Origin of the sequence: Caballeronia sp. LZ008 (assembly GCF_031451435.1) — a bacterium.
Lineage (GTDB): Bacteria > Pseudomonadota > Gammaproteobacteria > Burkholderiales > Burkholderiaceae > Caballeronia > Caballeronia zhejiangensis.
Genome location: NZ_JARUXK010000002.1, coordinates 1,007,883 through 1,028,292, shown reverse-complemented (window position 1 = coordinate 1,028,292; position 20,410 = coordinate 1,007,883). Strand labels below are relative to the sequence as shown.

At 60.0% G+C, this 20,410-nt stretch carries 15 protein-coding genes and 1 pseudogene; 4 read left to right on the top strand and 12 right to left on the bottom strand.

Annotation, left to right across the window (positions count from 1 at the left end; translation table 11 throughout):
- The first annotated feature begins 8 nt into the window (after positions 1-8).
- Genes QCE49_RS19015 through QCE49_RS19000 form a run of 4 tightly spaced genes read left to right on the top strand, consistent with a single transcriptional unit; the run spans position 9 to position 5,132 of the window.
- The gene (locus QCE49_RS19015) at positions 9-1,499 is read left to right on the top strand and encodes an aldehyde dehydrogenase (RefSeq protein ID WP_250437496.1); all 1,491 of its coding nucleotides are present in this window, start codon (positions 9-11) and stop codon (positions 1,497-1,499) included.
- Positions 1,500-1,509: 10 nt separating this feature from the next.
- Positions 1,510-2,475 carry a VOC family protein gene (locus QCE49_RS19010; protein ID WP_250457857.1) on the top strand — a complete coding sequence of 322 codons (966 nt, stop codon included), beginning with the start codon at positions 1,510-1,512 and terminating at the stop codon, positions 2,473-2,475.
- Positions 2,468-3,685: an NAD(P)/FAD-dependent oxidoreductase gene (locus tag QCE49_RS19005; RefSeq protein ID WP_250457856.1), complete on the top strand. Its 1,218-nt coding sequence runs from the start codon at positions 2,468-2,470 to the stop codon at positions 3,683-3,685. The genes QCE49_RS19010 and QCE49_RS19005 overlap by 8 nt, the downstream gene beginning before the upstream one ends.
- 28 nt (positions 3,686-3,713) lie before the next feature.
- Positions 3,714-5,132 carry an MFS transporter gene (locus QCE49_RS19000; RefSeq protein WP_250441592.1) on the top strand — a complete coding sequence of 473 codons (1,419 nt, stop codon included), beginning with the start codon at positions 3,714-3,716 and terminating at the stop codon, positions 5,130-5,132.
- 294 nt (positions 5,133-5,426) lie between these two features.
- Here QCE49_RS19000 and QCE49_RS18995 read toward each other — a convergent pair whose 3' ends face one another.
- The 12 genes and pseudogenes from QCE49_RS18995 to tssC form a co-directional block, all read right to left on the bottom strand.
- The gene (locus tag QCE49_RS18995; RefSeq protein ID WP_250457882.1) at positions 5,427-8,924 is read right to left on the bottom strand and encodes an ImcF-related family protein; all 3,498 of its coding nucleotides are present in this window, start codon (positions 8,922-8,924) and stop codon (positions 5,427-5,429) included.
- Positions 8,902-10,191 carry a hypothetical protein gene (locus QCE49_RS18990; RefSeq protein WP_250457855.1) on the bottom strand — a complete coding sequence of 430 codons (1,290 nt, stop codon included), beginning with the start codon at positions 10,189-10,191 and terminating at the stop codon, positions 8,902-8,904. Before QCE49_RS18990 ends, QCE49_RS18995 begins: the two co-directional genes overlap by 23 nt.
- Positions 10,192-10,204: 13 nt before the next feature.
- Entirely contained in the window at positions 10,205-10,462 is a 258-nt protein-coding gene (locus tag QCE49_RS18985) for a PAAR domain-containing protein (RefSeq protein WP_250457854.1), read from the bottom strand.
- Between the two features lie 65 nt (positions 10,463-10,527).
- Positions 10,528-10,971, bottom strand: a complete 444-nt coding sequence (locus QCE49_RS18980; RefSeq protein WP_250457853.1) for a hypothetical protein — start codon at positions 10,969-10,971, stop codon at positions 10,528-10,530.
- A gap of 1 nt (position 10,972) precedes the next feature.
- A complete protein-coding gene (locus QCE49_RS18975; RefSeq protein WP_250457852.1) occupies positions 10,973-11,959 on the bottom strand; it encodes a DUF2235 domain-containing protein in 987 nt (328 codons plus the stop codon).
- A gap of 93 nt (positions 11,960-12,052) precedes the next feature.
- A complete protein-coding gene (locus QCE49_RS18970) occupies positions 12,053-12,808 on the bottom strand; it encodes a hypothetical protein (protein WP_250457851.1) in 756 nt (251 codons plus the stop codon).
- A complete protein-coding gene (locus QCE49_RS18965) occupies positions 12,801-13,607 on the bottom strand; it encodes a DUF3304 domain-containing protein (protein ID WP_250457850.1) in 807 nt (268 codons plus the stop codon). Before QCE49_RS18965 ends, QCE49_RS18970 begins: the two co-directional genes overlap by 8 nt.
- A gap of 55 nt (positions 13,608-13,662) precedes the next feature.
- Complete coding sequence (locus tag QCE49_RS18960; RefSeq protein ID WP_309806291.1) at positions 13,663-13,890, bottom strand: hypothetical protein; 228 nt, start codon at positions 13,888-13,890, stop codon at positions 13,663-13,665.
- Between the two features lie 201 nt (positions 13,891-14,091).
- A complete protein-coding gene (locus QCE49_RS18955; protein ID WP_309806289.1) occupies positions 14,092-14,475 on the bottom strand; it encodes a hypothetical protein in 384 nt (127 codons plus the stop codon).
- A 28-nt stretch (positions 14,476-14,503) separates the two neighbouring features.
- A complete protein-coding gene (locus QCE49_RS18950; RefSeq protein ID WP_250457849.1) occupies positions 14,504-15,484 on the bottom strand; it encodes a DUF4123 domain-containing protein in 981 nt (326 codons plus the stop codon).
- Positions 15,484-17,838, bottom strand: a complete 2,355-nt coding sequence (locus QCE49_RS18945; protein ID WP_250457848.1) for a type VI secretion system Vgr family protein — start codon at positions 17,836-17,838, stop codon at positions 15,484-15,486. Before QCE49_RS18945 ends, QCE49_RS18950 begins: the two co-directional genes overlap by 1 nt.
- A 991-nt stretch (positions 17,839-18,829) precedes the next feature.
- Positions 18,830-20,381, bottom strand: a pseudogene (gene tssC, locus QCE49_RS18940) (type VI secretion system contractile sheath large subunit).
- Positions 20,382-20,410 lie beyond the last annotated feature (29 nt).

The window sequence follows — 20,410 nt, the reverse complement described above, 5'->3', positions numbered from 1 at the left end:
TCAGAAAGATGAATCATCCCGACACTTCGCTCGTAGCGTCCGGCGATATCTATATCGGCGGCGAGTGGCGCAAAGGGCGCGGCAATCAGTACGCGAGCATCTATCCCGCCGATCAATCCGTCAACGCGGAGATCAGCACCGCCGATGCCGACGACGCGCGCGAAGCCGTCGAGATCGCGGATCGCGCTTACAGGCAGGCCGATTGGGCCGGACTGAAGCCGCATCAGCGTGCTGCGGTTCTGCATCGCATCGCGAATCTGATCGAAGCGCGTCATGAAGCGCTCGCGCAATTGCAGCGCCGCGACAACGGCAAGCCGATCAGCGAAACGCGCGCCCTGGTCACGAGCGCGGCCAACACGTTCCGCTACTTCGCAGCGTGCCTCGAAACGCTCGAAGAAGAACTCACGCCTTCACGCGGCGATTATCTGACGATGAGCGTGCACGAACCGCTCGGCGTCATCGCGGCAATCACGCCGTGGAATTCGCCGATCGCATCCGATGCGCAAAAGCTCGCGCCTGCGCTCGCGGCCGGCAACGCGGTCGTGCTGAAGCCCGCTGAAGTGACGCCGCTGGCATCGCTTGCGCTCGCGCGCATCTGCGAGGAAGCGGGCGTGCCGAAAGGCGTCGTGAGCGTGTTGCCCGGCAAGGGCTCGGTCATCGGCGATGCGCTCGTGCGTCATCCGCTCGTCAAGAAGGTCGCGTTCACGGGCGGCACCGAAGTCGGTCGCGGTATTGCGCGTCTTGCCGCGGAAAAGCTGATGCCGGTATCGCTCGAACTGGGCGGCAAGTCGCCGACCATCGTCTATGCCGATGCCGATCTCGATCACGCAGTGAACGGCGTGCTGTACGGCATCTTCAGTTCATCGGGCGAATCGTGCATCGCGGGATCGCGGCTCTTCGTCGAACGCAAGGTGTACGGCGAGTTCATGTCGCGTCTCGTCGATCGCGCACGCAGGCTGCGCGTCGGCGATCCCACGCGCGAAATCACGCAGATGGGTCCGCTCATCACATCGCAGCATCGCGAGAGCATCGAACGCTATGTCGCGCTCGGTCTCGAAGAAGGCGGCACGCTGTTGTGCGGCGGCGAACGTCCGACGGGCGATGGCCGCGAGAAAGGCTTCTTCTATCTGCCGACGATCATCGAAGGTCTCGCGAACGATGCGCGCATGTGTCAGGAAGAAATCTTCGGCCCGGTGCTTGCCGCCCTGCCCTTCGACGACGAAGCCGCGTTGTTGCAACAAGCGAACGACAGCGTGTTCGGTCTCGCCGCCGGCATCTGGACGCGCGACTACAAGCGCGCATGGAACCTCGCGCGCGCGTTGAGCGCGGGCACGGTCTGGATCAACACGTACAAGCAGTTTTCGATTTCGACGCCTTTCGGCGGATGGAAAGACAGCGGCATGGGACGCGAGAAAGGCCGTCTCGGCCTGCGCGAATACATGCAGCAAAAGAGCCTGTACTGGGGCTTGAACGATGCCCCGCTGCCGTGGGCGAACTGAAGGAGTTGCCATGACGATCCTTGGCATTGAACGCATCACCTACGGCGTGACCGATCTCGACACCTGCCGGCGCTTTTTCGCGGACTGGGGATTGAAGGAAGTCGCGCACGATGAAGCGCGCGCGCGTTTCGAAACGCTCAACGGCTGCGAAGTGCTGCTTGCATTGGCCGACGATCCCGCGCTGCCGCCCGCATTCGAAGGCGGTCCGACGTTGCGCGAAGTGACGTGGTCCGTCGCGACGCGCGCCGAACTCGACGCATTGCGGGGACGCTTCGCGGGCCAGCCCGGTCACATCGAAACCGACGATGCGGTCGGTTGCATCGATCCGAACGGCATGGCGATTCGTGTGGAAGTGACGAAGAAGCGCGACATCGACGTGAAGGGCTCACTGTCGAACGTGTGGGGCAACGCGCAGCGCATCGATACGCCGAGCCCCGTCTATGAGCGCGCGGAACCCGTCGAAGTGGGACACGTCGTGTTCTTCACAAACTGCGTCGGGGAGCAGGAAAAGTTCTATCACGAGCTGCTCGGCTTCGAGACATCGGATCGCTATCCGGGACGCGGCGCGTTCATGCGTTGCGCGCCGCACGGCGGTCATCACGATTTGTTTCTCTTGCAACTACCCGATGGAAAACGCGGCCTGAATCACGTCGCGTTCACGGTGCGCGACATCCACGAAGTCTTCGGCGGCGGCCTGCATATCAGCCGCTGCGGATGGACCACGCAACTCGGACCGGGACGTCATCCGGTTTCGTCGGCGTACTTCTGGTACTTCAAGAATCCGGCGGGCGGTCTCATCGAGTATTACGCCGATGAAGACGTGCTCACGCCCGAATGGCAGCCGCGCGAGTTCGAGCCGGGTCCGACCGTGTTTGCGGAATGGGCCGTCGATGGAGGTCTCGACGGCAACACGCGCCGCCAGAAAGAGGCGAAGGCGCCCGAAGGCAAGTTCATGACGGAGCGGAAAAATGGCTGATCTTCAGACAGTCGTCGTGATCGGCGGCGGACAGGCGGCGGGCTGGATCGTGAAGACGTTGCGCAAGGAAGGCTTCGATGGCCGCGTCGTGATGATCGCCGACGAGATTCATCTTCCTTATGAGCGCCCGCCGTTGTCGAAGGCCGTGCTCGCGGGCGAAGCGGATATCGAAACCGTGCGTCTCGTCGATCACGATGCATTCGCCGCGTTGAACGTCGAAGCGTGGCAGCCGGAACGCGCGACGTCGATCGATCGCGATGCGCGCATCGTGCGTACCGCGAGCGGACGCGAAGTGCAGTACGACCGGCTTGTCATCGCAACGGGCGGTGCGGCGCGCCGTCTGCCGGCATCGCTCGTGAAGACTTCGCATCTTGCCTATCTGCGCACGCTCGACGATGCGGTGCATATCGGCAAGCGTCTGCGCGAGAGTCATGCGAAGCGCCTGCTCGTGATCGGCGGCGGATGGATCGGCCTTGAAGTCGCGGCGACCGCGAAGAAGCTCGGCGTCGATGTGACCGTGATCGAAGGTGCGCCGCGTCTGTGCGGACGTTCGGTGCCCGCGAGCGTGTCGGACTTTCTGCTGAAGTTGCATCGCGATAGCGGTGTCGATGTGCGTTTGAATGCATCGGTCGTATCGCTCGAAGACTGCGAAGGCGGCGTGCGCGCTTCGATGGCCGATGGCACGTTCATCGACGCCGGCTTTGCCGTCGCGGGCATCGGTCTCGCGCCGCACACGGCGCTCGCGGAAAGCGCGGGCATCGAAGTGAACGACGGCATCGTCGTCGATGAATTCGGCGCGACCCACGATGCACATGTGTTCGCTTGCGGCGATGTCGCCAATCATCCGAATGCGTGGCTGAAGCGCCGCGTGCGTCTCGAATCGTGGGCGAACGCGCAGAACCAGGCGATCGCGACGGCCCGCGCCGTGCTCGGCGTTCGCACGCCGTATGCGGAGATTCCGTGGTTCTGGTCGGATCAGTACGACGTGAACCTGCAGATTCTCGGCGACATTCCGCCGGGCGCGACGCCTGTCGTGCGCGGCGATCTGGACGCGCGTCGTGCATCGCTCTTCTTCTTCGAAGGCGATGTATTGCGCGGCGTCATCGCGATCAACGCGACGCGCGATCTGAAGGTCGCGAAGAAATGGATGAGCCAGGGACGCGCGGTCGATATCGCGTCGCTCGCGGATACGGCGAAGGCACTCGCATAACACATTGACGGGAGCAGGCATGAGGAGCATGAGCAACACGGCCGTTGAGCACGGCGGCACGGCCACGACAGTCGCGGACGCGAGCGCGGCCGCTCACGCGGTCACGAAGGGATCGATCATCGCGCGCATCGAACGGCTGCCCGCCAATGCGATGCAAGTGCGCGCGCGGATTCTGATCGGCGCGGCGACGTTCTTCGATGGCTTCGATGTCATCGTCATCGCGGCGACCTTGCCGCTGCTCATCCAGCGTTGGGGGCTTACGCCGGGACAGGTCGGCTTTCTGATCGCGTCGGGATCGATCGGACAATTGATCGGCGCATTCCTGTTTCCTTCGCTTGCGGAACGCTTCGGGCGCGTGCGTTCGATCGCGTGGAGCTCGGGGATCATCGGACTGACGAGCATTGCATGCGGCTTCGCGCCTTCGTTCGCCGTGTTCGTCGCGTTGCGCATCGTGCAGGGGCTCGGACTCGGCGGCGAGTTGCCGGTGGCGGCGACGTACATCAACGAGATCACGCGCGCGCATGGACGCGGGCGCTTCGTGCTGCTGTATGAGATCGTGTTTCCGATCGGCCTGCTTGCATCGAATGCGCTCGGCGCGTGGATCGTGCCGCGATTCGGATGGGAAGCGATGTATTTCATCGGCGGCATTCCGCTCGTGCTGTTCTTCATGTTGCGCGCGCTGGTGCCGGAATCGCCGCGCTGGCTCGGTGAACGCGGCCGCATGAAGGAAGCGGGCGATGCGCTTTCCGCATTCGAAGCGACCGTCAAGCAGCCGTTGCCGCCGCTCGGCAATCTCGCCGAATTCGAAGCGATGGCGAATCGGCATCCGAAGCGGCGCCGTCTCGATCTGATCGGGCCGGCGTATCTGAAGCGCACGATCGCCGTCGCGCTGCTTTGGATGACGTGCGGCGTGCTGCAGTACGGTCTCTCGACGTGGTTGCCGACGATCTACAAGACGGTTTATCACGCGCCGCTGCAGCTTGCGCTGAATCTTGCGGTGGCGGCGTCGGTGCTGGGCGTGATCGGCTCGCTGACGTGCGCGCTGATCGTCGACAAGGTCGGGCGCAAGCCGGTCATCAACTGGTCGTTCGTGTTGTGCGCGGTGTCGCTGGTATGCGCGGGCGTGTTCGTCGCGCAGTCTGTGTATGTGGTTGCGACGTTCTGCGCGCTCGCGCTCGGCTTCATGGCTTGCGGGTTTATCACCGCTTATGTTTATACGCCGGAGTTATATCCGACGAGTATCCGCGCTTTCGGTTGTGGTCTCGGTGGCGCATGGCTCAAGATCGCGGCGATCTTCGCGCCGGCGCTCGTCGGCAAGACGCTGATGGGCGGGAACATGGACATCGCGTTCTATGCGCTCGCGGTCGTGCCGGTCGTCGCGGCGGCGGCGGTGCATTTCATGGGGATCGAGACGAAGGGGAAGGTGCTGGAGCAGTTGGAGGTTTGAGAGGATGGTTGCCCCGCTTTGCGCGGGGCTTTCTCTTTCCTGTTGAGCGGAGGCCAGAGGGGGCCTCGCTCGTTCGGAGGGTTTTCTGAGTTTTTTAGGTGGAACGTCCGGGGCGATCATGCTGCCGATTTAATCGCGGTTAGCGTCGCAAAGTCTGCCTCGTCCGGCGTTTGATCCGCCAGGCTCGAGTGGGGGGCCGCTTTCGGTTGCACAGTTCGATGTATTCGCCGATGGGGCGCTTCGGACCACGCACTCGCGCGTTCCAGATCGGCGTGGACTAACGCGCCGCGTGCATCAGTTCGCCCCCGGTAACGGGACGCCAACCTTCTGCGCGGCAGCCAGCGCACCAGGTGGCAAGGGCGGCGGCGGCTGCCCGGTTGCCTTCTCGGCGAGCGTCTTCGTCACGAAGATGCGCGAGGGCAGTGTGAAGTGACGCAGCGCCAGCACGTCAAGCGGACCCGCGCCCGCTTCGGCGCGCAACTGCACCGAGAGCGAGGACCCCGCGCCCTGGTCCGGCGTCCACGACAGCAGATAGCGCGCATTATCCTGCTGCGAAACTCTCGCGCGCTCGAGCAGCCGGATGAATGCGAAGCGACCCTGCGAGTACATCGTCGAACGCAAGCCGCCTTCCTCAGTCTCCCACTGAAGCTGCGCGTTGTTATCCAGCGCCTGCGCCGGCCATTCGAACGGCACCCATTGTTCCATCTGGTTGAAGTAGTGCAGTTGCTGGCCCGATGAGATCAGCTTCATGTCCGTGATGCCCGGCGTCGCCACGCCTTGCAACTCGAAGCGCACGCGCGCATCGCCCGAAGGAAACAGCACAGTCGCGACGTGGGTGAGCTTGTTGAGCGCCGTGAGGAACGCGGGATCGAGTGTCAGCGTTCCTTGGCTTGCACCTTGCGCGGGCACCCAATGATCGCCTTGAAGCTCGATCACGCCCGCAAGCTGCGTCGAGACGAATTTCGCGATTACGCCGTTGTCCATGCGCATGAAACGCGCCATATCGGGCAGCGAGGCGTCGTTGTTCGAATCCGCAAACGGATAGCGGCCGCCGAACGCGCGGTTCCAGTCGGCGAGAATCGAGGTGCGCCAGATCTCGTTCAGACTCGATGACGCCGGTTGCACAACCACCTGCCACGTTTGATCGAGCGGCGCTTCGAAGAGACGCCCGAAACCCGACCACTGTTCGCCGAGACTCGCCGCCAGACGGCTCGCGTAGTCACGACTGTCGGCGATGTCGGAGGTTTTGCCTTGCAGCACCGCTTGAGCCGCCGCGCGCGACATCGCGTCGGGGTCGGCGCTCGCCATCATCTGCTGCGTCTTCAGGCGCATGGCAGTCACACGCTCCAGATAGCGCGGCAGACTCAGCTCGCCCAAGGCAATCGTTTGCACGGGGGTCTTGCCGTTCGCGGGCGTGGGCGCTGCGAGATCAGCACCGGTCAGGCGCAGAATCGGACCGAAGGCATTGGCCAAGGGCGCCAATGGCTGCTGCGTTTGCTTCGATGGGTCGCGCTCGTCCTTGCCCGCCCATTGCTGCGCTTTCGCGATCAGACTGTCCGAAAGCGATTGCGTCGCGGAGCCCGCGCTTGCCTGGTAGACGATCGCGTTCATCAGTGCAACCAGCGGCGAGCGCTGCGGATCGCCCAACAGCGTCAGTTGATCCACCGTGCCAGACAGCGATGACGCGTTCTGCCAGCGGATGCTGTTCAGAAACTGCGCCCAGGCGCGCGCATAGTCGTCGAAGTAGCGTTGGCGCAGCTCGGCTTTGAGCGTCGAGGGAGCGGTGTTGTCGATCTTCGCGTCGGATAACACCCAGTCGCCGGTGACGGTGCGTTGCTCGCTTGCTTCATCGATCGCCTTCGGGATGCGCTCATCCCACGCGGCGCGGGTGAACACGCCGGGAACGGTGGCGGTCGTGTTGAAGAGGCCTCGGCTCGGGTGGTCGCCCAATAGCGTCGCGAGTGTGATGGGCGGGTACTTCGGCTTCGTTTCCTCGATGATCTGCTGGTAGATCGCATCGGTGGAGTTTTGCAATCCCCGCACGCCGATGATGGTCTGGCGAGTGGCCGCCACGAGCCCGGAATCGGGATCGATCGCAGGCGCCGAAGTCGACGCCCCTGCACGCGTCAGATGGTTCGCGTAGAAGGCGATCACGTGCTGACGCACGTCATCCCATGTGCCCGCGGTCACCGACGCGTTCTGCGGCCGCATCGGTGCATCGGTAGCCACCAACTGCGTGTTCAGGAATGCGGCGTCGGCATGCTCGGGATGCGCGAGCATCAAGTAGGTCTTGAGCGTATCGTAGGCGGCCTGAACCTGCGCGTTGCCGCCACTGGCGATTTCCGCGTCGGAGAGCGAGGCGAGTTGCTGGAGGCGTGCTTCGAGCTTCGCCTTGATCGGCTCGATCAGCACGCGCGAGGCAATGCGCTGATACGCGGGCCACAGGGCGTCGAAAAGTGCGGCGTCGTGGTTCAGGCCGAAACGCGTGAAGAACGGCGCGCCTTCCTTACGATGGAATTCGAGCGTGTCGAGTTGCTTGTCGAGGGCGTCGAGCGCGAGCAGCGCTTGCGTCGGGTCTTGCGTGGACAAAGCTTTGGTTATGGTGGACGCGGCCTCGTGCATGGACGCGCGGTTCGATGCGCCCGAAATTATCGATCCCGATAGCCAGACTGCGGTGGCGGCGACGATCGACCAGGCGGCCGTGGCCGACCAAGAGAACCCGACGCGGCGACCATGGACCTTGCGGCTGTGCGTGGCGATGGCGGTCCATACAGCACGACGCGGCGTTTCGGGAACGCCCCTGCCTTCGCGCGCGGCCTCACGCGGAAATCCCTCCACACTTACCGATTGAGGCAGCGGTAAAAAGAACAGTCCATGCACGTTGCTGCGAACAAAGCTCGAGCGTCTCACGCCCGTCACGAGGTCGGCCAGCGCTCCTTGGAACATCGAGATATGCTGTGAAAGCACCGCGAATGATCGGTCTCTCGGATTCCGTGATACCCGAGCCACACCGACATCTGCCAGGCTATAAGTCAGACGCTGTAACGAGGCGCGGACATCGCCGCCGCTCGGATTGGGACTGGACCACGTAAAACCGATCGCCTCGTTCAAATCGACAGCGTTCTTACCGACTTCCTCCACATTCAGAACATACACAGGTGCAGACCAGCGCAACCCGCGAGCCAATCGCGCGAGCGTTCGGGAAAGCATCTGTGCATCGAACGGTTCGTGACCGCAAGGATCGGCGCGCGTGACAGTGACCACGGCGTCCACCGGACGGCGACTGCGTAGCCGGCGAATGTCAGAAAGACGCTGAGATTCGAAATCGCCGTTCGTTTGTCGCGCATACAGAAGAATGGCTCCGCCCACGCTCGCATAGCCGAATTCAATCAGATCCGGCGCCAAACGTCCGACCAAAGCTTCATCTCCAACGAGCAAAACCCACGACTCAGGATTACGCCAACGCCGGCCGTGTCGCTCGACCAGCCATTGCTTCATCTCTGAGATATCCGCCGCGCCAGACTTCGGCATGGTCCGCGACGCGTCCATCGGCGCCCCGCCGTTCTTCAACACCCAAGTTTTGACAGCCCGATAAGCCGTCGCCGCACGCGACGATTCGTGGTAATTGAGCGCAAGCCACAACACGATAAACACACCGCACAGCGCAACGATGACCGGACCACGACTGTCTACCGAAATGCCAATCCACTGAGGCCGCAGCCAGACCAGCAGCCCCGGCAAGATAACGAGGAACAGCGTGCTGATTAAATCAAGCTTGAATTTCCGAGTCATGCAAAGATTCTTTGTTGTTCGATTCATTGTGGCTGGTCTGCACCACGGCAACACAGGCGCATTCGCCCGACTTGTGGACGATGAGCTGCGGCACGCCCGACCGATTCGCTCTATCCACGCCGCACGCGACGGCGAGCCACCCCGCCGATCGGCCTGCCCGTCCGACCGCGCGATCCAGATCAACCTCCCTCAGTGGCTCCTGCTCCTCCGTTCGCACGCCGACGTGACTGAGGGACGCGTGCAGCGGTCCGACCGACTCGCCGTCCAATCCAGTCATCCACACCGAATCCAGCGACGCAGGATCCGCATTCGCCCAACGCAATGCGTACGTCAATGCGTGATCCAGATTCCCACTCGTCGAACTAAGGGGGCGATGCACCTTTCCGTCAGGTATCAGTTGATGCTGCTCGGCGAGCGCCTGAGAACTCAGGAGCAGACCGACGCCCGCTTCAGCCGACCCATCGGCGGGACGCTCATCCAGCATGCCCTGAAGCGAAACCGAAACAAGCAGAACCGCATAGCGGTGTAACGGTCCCACCGAATCGTCAAGCCATCGATCGATCGTCGTCAGATCGATCGGCACTTTTGCGACCGTCGCTTCCGCTCGACGCAATTCGTGTCGCGCCCAGCTGGCCGTCCAGACCGTCTTGATATCCGCTTCACCGAGATAACCCGATACGTCGAGCACAATGCGCAGCGGAAATTTGTCCGGAAGCGCGTCGAGTCGTTCCGTCAGTTCGTCGAGAAGGCTATCGAAAACCCATGGCAAGAGCAGATCATGGCGCTCCTCGTCATCGGCCGCCAACAATGCCTCCGCAGGTTCGAGCCAGCGCGCCGTGATGGACGCATCCTGCGTGAAATCCGAAGCGTTCGCAGTGAGTGACAACTTCCTGGTTTCGATGTGCGCCATGAGTTCCGCTGTCTCGTCCTCCGTTACGCGAATCGCCGTGCCAAGCACGAACATGGGAATGCTTTCCCGGGCAAACGCTTCCTCACGGTGGCGCTTGCATGCAGCATTCCACGCTTGAACATCCAGACGCCGCCCTTCATACATGCTGAATCGGCGCAACACGATGAACGCGGCGATACCCGCCGGGTAGAGTGCCACGCACATCCAGAACCACGAAGTTTGAGCAGGTTCGTTGCCAGGCCACAGCGTCAGGACCGCGAAAATGCCAGCGATGGTCAAGACGAAGAAGATAACCGTCCAGACAAACCTCGAAGGAGGTTCGTCTGACTCGGGTTCTTCAGGCGGCAGCTCGTTCAAGTCAAGCGCCATTTCAACACTTGCCGCTGTTTGGCAGAGAAGAGATCAACCGGCATCCGCACTCACAACTATCGTTGTGCTGCGCGACTTCAACGCCATTGTCGAACGCGCCCGATGTTGCCGTCGCGATGCGATTGTCGCCATGCTTGGGGCATGTGACGCGATCGTGAAGGCGGGCGACGGGGCGGCCCATGAATACGCAGGTGGACGAACCTTGCGTGACCGCGCCGTCTCCCGTGTGACGGTCGCCCATTCGGATGATGCCTGACATGTCTTGTTTCTCGAGAAAATTGGCACGCGGTCATTGCTCCAGGGGCGTGCAACCACCGCACTGATTCAGATGCGCGCAGGCATTCGCGGAGCTGGGTTCAACCCACGGCTGATCCGCGAAGCGCGGTCCGCATTCTTCTCTACGCGCTCGCGTTCCCTCTCTTCGGCATCGAAGTCCGTTGAGCCGAACATATCAACACCGCGAGTCTGGAAATAAAGCGTGGGCGACAGAACATGATCGTGCCAGCTCGTGAGCATCGTGTCATGCACGAGCAGGTCGAATAACGCCATGACCTTCGGCGGAAGCGGATTCTTGCCACTCAACCCCATCTTCCACGCCTGAACCAGAAGTTCCTGCTCGGGCGTAATCATCGCGCCCATATAGCTCTCGACAAGCGAAGCGCTCAATTCCGAGTCGGCGTCATAGGGCTGCTCCGCGGCTGACGTGCCGGCACGGATTTGCTTCGCTGCACCGGTCATTCCCGCCACGTACGATTCGCGCTGCATCATGTCATCCGATTCGGCCTGGATGCGCTCCCAAACGCCCACGGAGCGGTCTGGCCCTCTCGACACTTGCGTTGCGTAGCGATTCCATCTCGGCTCTAGCCGCCGCATCCATGCGATTCTGTGCTTTGCCCAAAGTAACCGCATCAGGTGTGGGCGTTTGCTTGCGCAAAGCCAGATAGGCCGCCTCTGCGTCCTTACGTTCCTTCAACAGAGCTTCGTGTTGGGTAGCCAAAGCATCGAACTGATTCGTTACCGTGGCGCGGAATTCCGGCGACATGTATCGAACCGCCATCCAGCGCAGGAAGACTTGCATGTGATCGACAAAATTCAGGCGCGGAGCGTAGGGCACGATTTCACGGTAGGCCTTTATTAGCTCCCAGATTTTGTATGTTGTTCGACCATCGGAGATGGGGTTGGCCAAGGTGAATCGCTGGAATGTGTCCCCTTTGAAGCGCGAGAGGTCTTCCATCATATCGAGAGCGACACCATGTGAAAGCGCCTCGTTCAGCATGTCTCGCAAAACCACCCGTTGAAGTTCGGCGCGCGCACCTAACGCGCCGGGAGGCGCACCACCCATAATGTCCTCGCTCGTGCCGGGGTACAGGTATTGAACACCGCGTGTCTTCTCAAGGCTATCCAGCCGCTGGTAAAAACGCAGTTCGTGCGCAGCGGCAAAGTGGACGCAGCGCTGAACGGCCTGCGGTATCGCAAGCGTTTGATCTCCATAGTTCTGTTTGATCCCGTTCACCAACGGCACCATACTGATCAGCGCATTCTCTTCCACGAGCGATGACACCGCGTCCAGCAAGCCGACGAATACTAGTTCAATAGGAATGGTTGCTCCGTTTGGATCCTTCGGAATCCCGTACTCCAGGATCGCTTCGCTCGGGTGCTTGTAGGTCTGACTCAGGTCGTTCAGAAAAGCGCGCGCAAGTACGCAACCGCGGTCCGCACCGAACACGGATACCTTGATGCGTTGAACCTTGGGCATTTTCGATCGGGCGTCCTCAACCGCCTTCTCGAACTGACTCTTCGCCGCAGACAGGCGTGGTTCCACCCCCGTCCCCATGAAACGAGCGACTACCTAGTTATCCCGCAGAAAAGGGACGAAGTCGAAAGAGCACTTGAAAACTTCGGCTGCAATAGCCCCGGCCATTTTCCAAGGATCGCTCTTGAGATCGAAAAGGACGCGACGGCCGCTCGTCTTGAGGTCTTTCTTGATGATGCGGGCGGCGGTTCGGCCGCGATCGATCACCGTTCCCGTCTTGAAGAACCGTAAGACGCGCCCCGCGTTAGTGCGCGTCGCCTTTGCTTGCTTGACAAGTCCGTCGAACGCGTCGACGACTGGCCGATAAGAATGTTCCTCCAGCCCTTTCTTGAATCCATCGGCGATGGCGCTCTTCGGGTCGAATCGCAGCCGGTCAACACCGGCTACTTTCTCCGCAACCGCCTCCGCCTTTGAGACCTGTTCTTTCGCTGCGCTCAACACCTTGCCCTTGATTGCTAATACGATCTGTCCGTCCCTGGCTTCCTTGTTGAGGTTGGTGCCGAGGCCCGAGTAATAAAAGCGATACCAGAATTGGTTCGGTTGTTCCTTACGACGTTCATCTAAGTTGTCCCGATGTGCTTCCCAAAGACGACAGATGTTTGAATACCGCGAAGTCGAGTTGTCGTCGTAGTCGCGATGACGCCCAAACCCGTCAAAAAATAGGCCAATATGAACCACCGCTCCACACGGAATGCAACCGTCGGACGGGTAAGCCCTTGTATTTACGCCGACGGCGTCCAGTACTTCATGTGGTGTTCGATCAGCAGGATCAAGTTGATTTGAGTTAGCCATTCTTCTTTTCGCTTTTCACATGGTCAAATTTGTCGGACTTGATCTCTCGCACAAGAGAGTCCGGCAGCTTCTGCATTGCGTCACCAAAAGCCCCGGGCTTTCCGTCTGTTTCCTTCAAGATGCGCAGTACCGCCGGATGCTCGTCGAACTTCGGATTGACCAAAAACGTGTAGTAGACGTATTGCTCAAGATCGACCGGATCGGTAAAGCGATATTTCGTCCAGCCTTGAGCCGCGACCCGCGCGGTCCGACGATAGGCAGCAGCCCAATCCAAGCCGTCGGGGTTTGCTGCCTGTCCATATTTCGTTTTGAACCAATGATGTACCTCGGTATAGTCGATCCTCGTACCACTCAAATCATTGCGGAACTCAAACTCGATGTGATCGTCCGGATAGAAATGTACTGCCAGAACATCGGCGCCCGTCCTGTCTGATCGACTTACAGGAGGAAGATGCACCGTTGTCACTTTATGTATCTTCTTTACTGGTGCATAGATATCTTTAGAGAACTCCTCCATGTCGTACAGCTCCCAATCAACCGTGAAGTCGGTGCCCTTCAGCTTATAGCAGCAGCTAAGACTCCCTTCTCCAGCACTGGGAGGGAGATCTCCACCTCCGCTTGCCCGATTGCCGTATTTGTCACGAATGACAAAATTCGTGAGGTTGTAAGACGTGTAGTTGAAACCCTCCACACTCAAGCCGCCATAGGTCGGCTCGGAATCGAATGCATCACATCCCGCGATACACATCGCAGCCAGCACGGCAAACGCACCGTGTTTGAGAAACTTTGAATTAGTCATTTTTCCGTTTCTTAATGCCGTCTGTTCGTCACGCGCGGCAAGACGTGAAACCCGTTCAGCCAGTCTCTTTTCCGCTCGTCATACGGTCGAATTTATCGGACTTGATCTCTCGCAGGAGAGACGCAGGCAGCTTCTGCATCGCGCCACCAAAAGCCCCAGACTTTCCATTCGCTTCCTTCAAGATGCGCCGCACCACTGGATGCTCATCGAACTTCGGATTGACGAGCAGTGTGAAATGCACGTACTGCTCCAGATCGGCCGCATCCGTGAAGCGATACTTCATCCAGCCTTGAGCGGCGACCCGTGCGGTTCGACGATATGCGGCAGCCCAATCCAAATTGTCGGGGTTTGCTGCCCTTCCATACTTTGTCTGAAACCAATGGTCTACTGCCGTATAGTCAACCCTTGTCCCGCCTAAGTCACTCCGGAACTCAACCTCCACATGATCATCTGGATAGAAATGCAAGCCGATGATTTTTGTTCCTCATCCACCGGACACTTTCGTTGGTGGCACGTGAACTCTCGTCAACTTGTGCACGGTCTCGATTTGTTCCTGCGCATCCAGCGCCTTGATTGCATCGTCGGCGTCGTACACTTCCCATTCCACTGTGAAATCTGTTCCCTTCAACTTATAGCAACAACTTAATCGGCCTTCACCCGCGCTGGGCGGAAGATCACCTCCACCGCTCGCACGATTTCCGTATTTATCACGAATGGTGAACTCCGTGAGGTTGTAAGGCGTGTAGTTAAAGCCCTCGACACTCAACCCGCCGTAGGTCGGCTCGGAGGAGAATGCATCGCACCCAGCGAGAGAGATCGCAGCGAGCACGAGAAGCGCACGGTATTTGCATAACTTTGAATGGATCATTTTTACCTTTGGTCATCCGACACATTCGTCACGCGTTCTGCAAAGCGTGGGACTCGTCCATCTTCACCACCTCTTGAATAACTTTCCGGTCAAACCCGGTCAAAGCTTCGCGATGCGATATCTCTCCACTCAATGCCCGTCGGAGTCGCTCCTGAATCACCGGATGTTCATCGAACCGAGGCGAAAGCATGATTCCTTTCGACACGTAGTTCAAAAAGTCATCCTTGTCTTTGAGGCGATAGCGGCTTGCGCGCTCGAGTTGCGCGCTCACGCGCCGGTGGAAATCCGCCTCGTCCGGTGCGTCGAGTCGCGATCCGTACATCTCACGCAACTGCATCATGAGCTTGTCCGCGTGGCCGAGCGCGTACAGTTGCGCCTGCTGGTCAGCCGATATCTGAGGCACTTCGTCGGTGTGAGCTTGCACCGTAACCTCGTCATTGCGCCATACGCTCTCGCCGAAGTCCCGGTCGCAATACCAGAGTTCGTGACATGGCGCGATGAACGACTTGGCCTGTGCATCAGTCCATACACTGCGAAGCCGCACGAGAATCCGGTTGTCATAGAAATGCAGAAAGAACTCCCGCTTGTCGGGCGTGACATACCGCGTGTAGTACTTCAAATGGCTGTCGAGTGCTTCCAGCGAGAGAGGCGTCCAAATCCATGTGAGCATGAAGCGCGATTGCCCTTCCATCCAGATGCGCCGAAAGAGGCGACCCGCCAGTTCACGCGGCTGCTCAAGCGCCAGCGGATCCACTTGAATCAGATACGGTGCAATATCCGCATAGGCCGCAATGACGGAACCCCGCCAGAGCGATGACGACTTGACACCTGGAACTTGCATCAAGAGCTTGTCCAGCCCCGGATTGCCCCGAGCATCGGCCAGCAAATAGAGGCTCGAATCGGCTTCTCGATCCGCGAACGGCTGCCACTGGGCGAGCAGGCGAGTACGCCATTGGTCCCACGCCGCGTTTGTGTCGCGGGACACCGGAGCCACATCGATACTGTTCATCACGCCACCTCCGTCATCGCTTCAACACCGCGATGCGCGTACAGCAGGCATTCTTTGCACGGCCCGATCGGCATGTTCGGCATCGGCAGTGACACACTGCCCGGTCCGGTCCAGTTGAAGCTGCCGCACTTCAGCAGAACACTGCCCGGAGCGCCCAACTCGATGTTGCCGCCTTCGATCTTGATATAAGCGCCGCCGCTCGTGAGTGTCATCGCCCCCTTTGAATGCGCCACGATCGAGCCGCCAATGCTATTGAATTGCATATCCTTCGACGACGACAATTCCATGCCACCGGTTCGCGCATGGACCACGATGTCCTGTTTGGCCGCCGTCAGCCGCATACCCTGGGTCTGCGCAAAAAGCGAAACTTGGCGCCCCGCGGCGACGGTGAAGTTGCGCATCACACCGATGTCGGCGTTACCGCCGGCTGTCGCGATCACGTTTTGGTCGGCATTCAGTTGCAAGTGCTCGCCAGAGGTAAGCCCGATGCCTGCGGGGCCGCTCATGAGAACGACGGAGCGCTTCAATCCGTCAAGCGCGTCGCTATACAAGGACTTCTGCTTCTGCAAATCAGCGACGACCGCTTCCGCCGCTTGAACGGCCTGATTCAACGACTCGATGCGCTCGATTGCCCGTTGAAGCTGTTCTCGCGCGCTCTGCATATCCAACTGGGTGCCGGTCGCATTAACCTTGGCTTCAGCGGTGACCAGAACGCCCTTACCGCCTCTCACCGCGATATGCTCATCGCTTCGCAATTCCGCGCCACGCCCGCGCTCCTTGCGCCCCGCATCGACCATATGCCCCAGATTCAACTCACTGGTCTGAAACGGCGTCGTCAGGTGGATATGCTCGATCCCCTCCTTATCCTCCATGCGGAGTTCGTTCTTCGCCGCGGACCGGATGATGTTTCGCGTATTGTTCAGGTTGTTGACCAGGTCCGGATTCAGGCTGTCATGAAGCGATCCCGCTATGACAGGCCTATTCGGATCTTGCGCGGTAAATATCAGCGCCACCTCCGTGCCATGAATCAGCGGCATGTGATGCCCGTAGTCCGGCCCCGCGTACGGCCTCATCATGCGGATTTCACGGCTCGCGCCACCCGGACTCCACTCGTCCAGATCGAACGGCATCTTGACCACGTACAGGCCTTTTTCGCTCAAGTAGCCATAGCGATACGACCCCGGGGAATCCACCCGAGCGGGCCAAATACCCTCGGCCTTCGGCTTTTCGACAGAATCGATATTCGTGCGCCACCGGCGATCCGCCGGAATCGCCCGGAAGGTGTTCCAGTACGAAACGCCCCGACCGCCGCCGCAGCGCATCGACGTGACGAGCAGCCCATTGGGCGCATCCTTCGGATTGACATCCAGCCGGATCACCTCGCCCACTTCGAGCGAGAACGGATTGCCCCGGCCGCGATAGCTGATCTGCGTGGCGATATACGCCTCATGACGCAGACGCGCGATCTGACGACCTTCGTCCAGTGTTTCGTAATGCTCGCCCCAGGTGCCGTCCACGCCGTCGGTGGTCTTGTCAGCCCGCGCAGTGTTCTCCTCCACCAGCAGCTTGACGTCCGCCTGACGATGGTTGTAGTCGTTCAGTTGCACCGCCTCGGGCACGCGCTGCGTGATCGTGCGCAGCGACCGAATCGACTCCGCGCCCGCGCTTTCAAGGCCCGAATGGCTGCGATACGGAACCACGCGCTGCTTTCGGGCATAGGCATCCAGATCGTCTCCGAAGACGATAATCGTGCGATCAGCCTTCTGTTCGAAGCGGAACCAGATGCCGGCTTCGGCGCACAGGCGCTGAATAAAAGCGAACGTAGTCTCGTAGAACTGCGTCTCGTATTCGAAACGCCTATACGTCCCGCGCAGATTCTTGAAATCGAAATCGACGCCCAGGCGATAGTCGTAGTGACGCAAGGTGTCGGTGATAATCTCGACGACCGATTGCTTCTGGAATAATCGACACTTGCGGCCCCGTGCCAATTCCGCAATCCTCGGCACCAACGTGACGCGATACCGCGTTTCATCAGCCGACGTGCCGAGGGTCTCGAACTTGTCGATGACGCCGTGCGTGACACTCGGCGGCGGTGCCTTGCTGAATTGCGTCCAGCGATCTCCGAACATTTGCCGAAGGTACGCCATTTCTGGATCAACAGGGTCGATGGTGAACGTTGCTGGCCGGCCCACGACCTGGTCCATCGGGATGTCGGCCACCGGACTGGTGAACTCGATATGAAATTCATAAAGCTGACTGATGTCAGCTTTTCCCGAGAAGCGAAGCACTGAACAGGACGCTGGATGTGGTCGCAGTACTAAACTATATGCTTGACTTGGTAATATCATCGACACGCGAAATGCTCTCCTTGATATTCCCCACCTGCTCAACGACACGAGCGGACGGTTCAACGACCCGAGGGCTTAGTTGCACAGTTGATTGGCATTCCGAATCTGGCCAGTCTGAATATTCTGCCCCACCAAGTGGTTGCTCGATAGAATTAATCTAACAATTATGACTAGTCTTACGTGGCGCGCTCAAGTGCCCGCTGTGCCAAAATGCAATGGCTGGCGGTCCGGTGCGCGTCATCGCGTACAATTGACGCGCCGGTCGACTGCGTTTCATCAAATTTCGTGTCCGACAGACATCGGCCACCGCGCTCGGTGGCTTGTAGCACAACCCGCTCGATCGTGCGCGTGCGTGCCTTCACCGCGCATTGATGACACCATTCCCCCTTGCGCACCCGAAACCACTCGGCCCCCACACGTGACCCAATGCGCACACCCATTTCACTGGCGTTTTCTTGTCGATGTTCGCCGAGAGGTATCGCCCGCCGTGCGCTCCAACTCATCCTGCGACGGCTTCATGCGACCGACGGGCACGCGCGGCACCAATCGCCGCGTAACACCCCAACGAGAGCCGCCAGCCATGCGTGCCGATTGTCGCAGCGCCAACGCAAGCCCGCCTTGTGTTCTCGACCGTCTGAGAGAGACAAACCCCCTCTCGCTTCAGCCAGCCGACACGCGTCATCGATCGCGTAACGTCGGTGTGCCTCGAGCGCGCTGTAACCGTCGACACGTCTTTGTACCAGACTGAGGCCGCAAGATTTTCGCGCTGGAAGTGTGCGCGCGGCTTCGGCGGCGCCGGTCCATGCCGACGAGCAAGAGCGGTGTGAATCGCGTGATTGTTCTCGCGAGTTCCGCTTCCAGTTCTGCTCGTTCGTCACTCATGGCGCATTCCGGCGCTGTGATTCACGCGTATTCCAGTGCGTCCCCAGACAAAAATGCCGGGACCCCTTAAACGGGAATCCCGGCACACTCAGCACCTACTGGACGAAGCGAAGAATCAGCTCTTCGCTTTCGGCATCTGCGAAACCAGCGACAAGCCGATATCCATGCCTTCCACCTGGAAATGCGGCACGATAAAGAGCTTGATGCGGAAGAAGCCCGGGTTATCTTCGATATCCTCGACCGTCACCTTCGCCTCACGCAGCGGATGCGATGCCTGCAACTCATCGCCCGGATCCTTCATCTCTGTGACGAGACCCTTGATCCAGTTGTTGAGTTCAAGTTCGAGAAGACGCCGGTCCTTGGTCGTGCCGATGTTCTCGCGCTGAATCAGCTTCAGATAATGCGCGATGCGTGAAAGCAGAAAGATATACGGCAGACGCGCATTGATGCGGCTGTTCGCGGTCGCTTCCTTGGTCTCGTATAGCGCAGGCTTCTGCGTCGAATTCGCCGAGAAGAAGCACGCGAAATCGTGATTCTTGTAGAACGACAACGGAATGAAACCGAGGTTCGCGAATTCGAATTCACGCATCTCGGGAATCAGCACTTCGGTCGGGATCTTCGGCTGCACGCCCGTGCCGAGGTCATACAGATGCACCGGAAGATCCTCGACCTTGCCGCCTGCCTGCGGGCCGCGAATCTGCACGCACCAGCCGTTGTTCACGAAGCTGCGCGTCATGTTCGCCGCAAACGCGAACGATGCGTTCACCCACAAAACGATCGTGGTCCGGACCCTTCACCTGCTCTTCGTAGTTGAAGGCGCGCACGGGCGTCGTATCCTTGCCGTACGGCAGACGGCCGAGCACGCGCGGCATCACGAGCCCGACGTAGCGCGCGTCGTCCGTGTCGCGGAAGCTCTTCCACTTGATGTATTCCGCGCGGTCGAAGTAGTTGCCGATATCCTGAATCGCAGCGACCTCCTCCATCGACTTCTTGCCGAAGAAGGCCGGGCCCACCGAGCCGATGAACGGCATGTGCGCGGCCGCCGCCACCTTCGAAATATTGCGCAGCAATGCCACATCCTGCGGCGAGTTGGCGAACTCGAAATCGCTGACCATCGCGCTGATCGGCTGGCCGCCCGGCGTGTCGTACTCTTCGATGTACGTCAGGCGATACAGGCCGCTCTGGATCAATTCCGGCGCGTCCTCGAAGTCCCGCACGAGCGCATCCTTCGATACGTCCAGCACTTCGATGCGCGCGTTCTTGCGAAAATCCGTGCGCGACACGAGCATCTTCAGACCGCGCCAGCGGCCTTCGAGCGCTTGAAATTCGGGGTTGTGCATGACCGAATCGAGTTGCCGGCTGATCTGGCGATCCAACTGACCGATGAAGAAATCGAGCAGCGACTTGTCGAGACGATCCACCGGCTTGCTCGTCTGCGCGACGAGATCGAGAAACGCGCCCATGCCGCGCGCGAGGCGCTCGTCGGCGGATGCTTCGGAAAGCATGTCGTTGTCCCGGAATGCCTCCAGCGGACGCGCCTGCGCCACCGGACTCAGATTGATCTTGTTGCAAAGCGATGCATAGACGCTGTCGCCATACGACTCTTGCGGAGCATCGAGCACGACGGTTTCGCCTGCGGCGCTCGCGCGGACTTCTTTCTTAGTCATTGATTGTCCTGTCTGGGATTCTTGTCGAT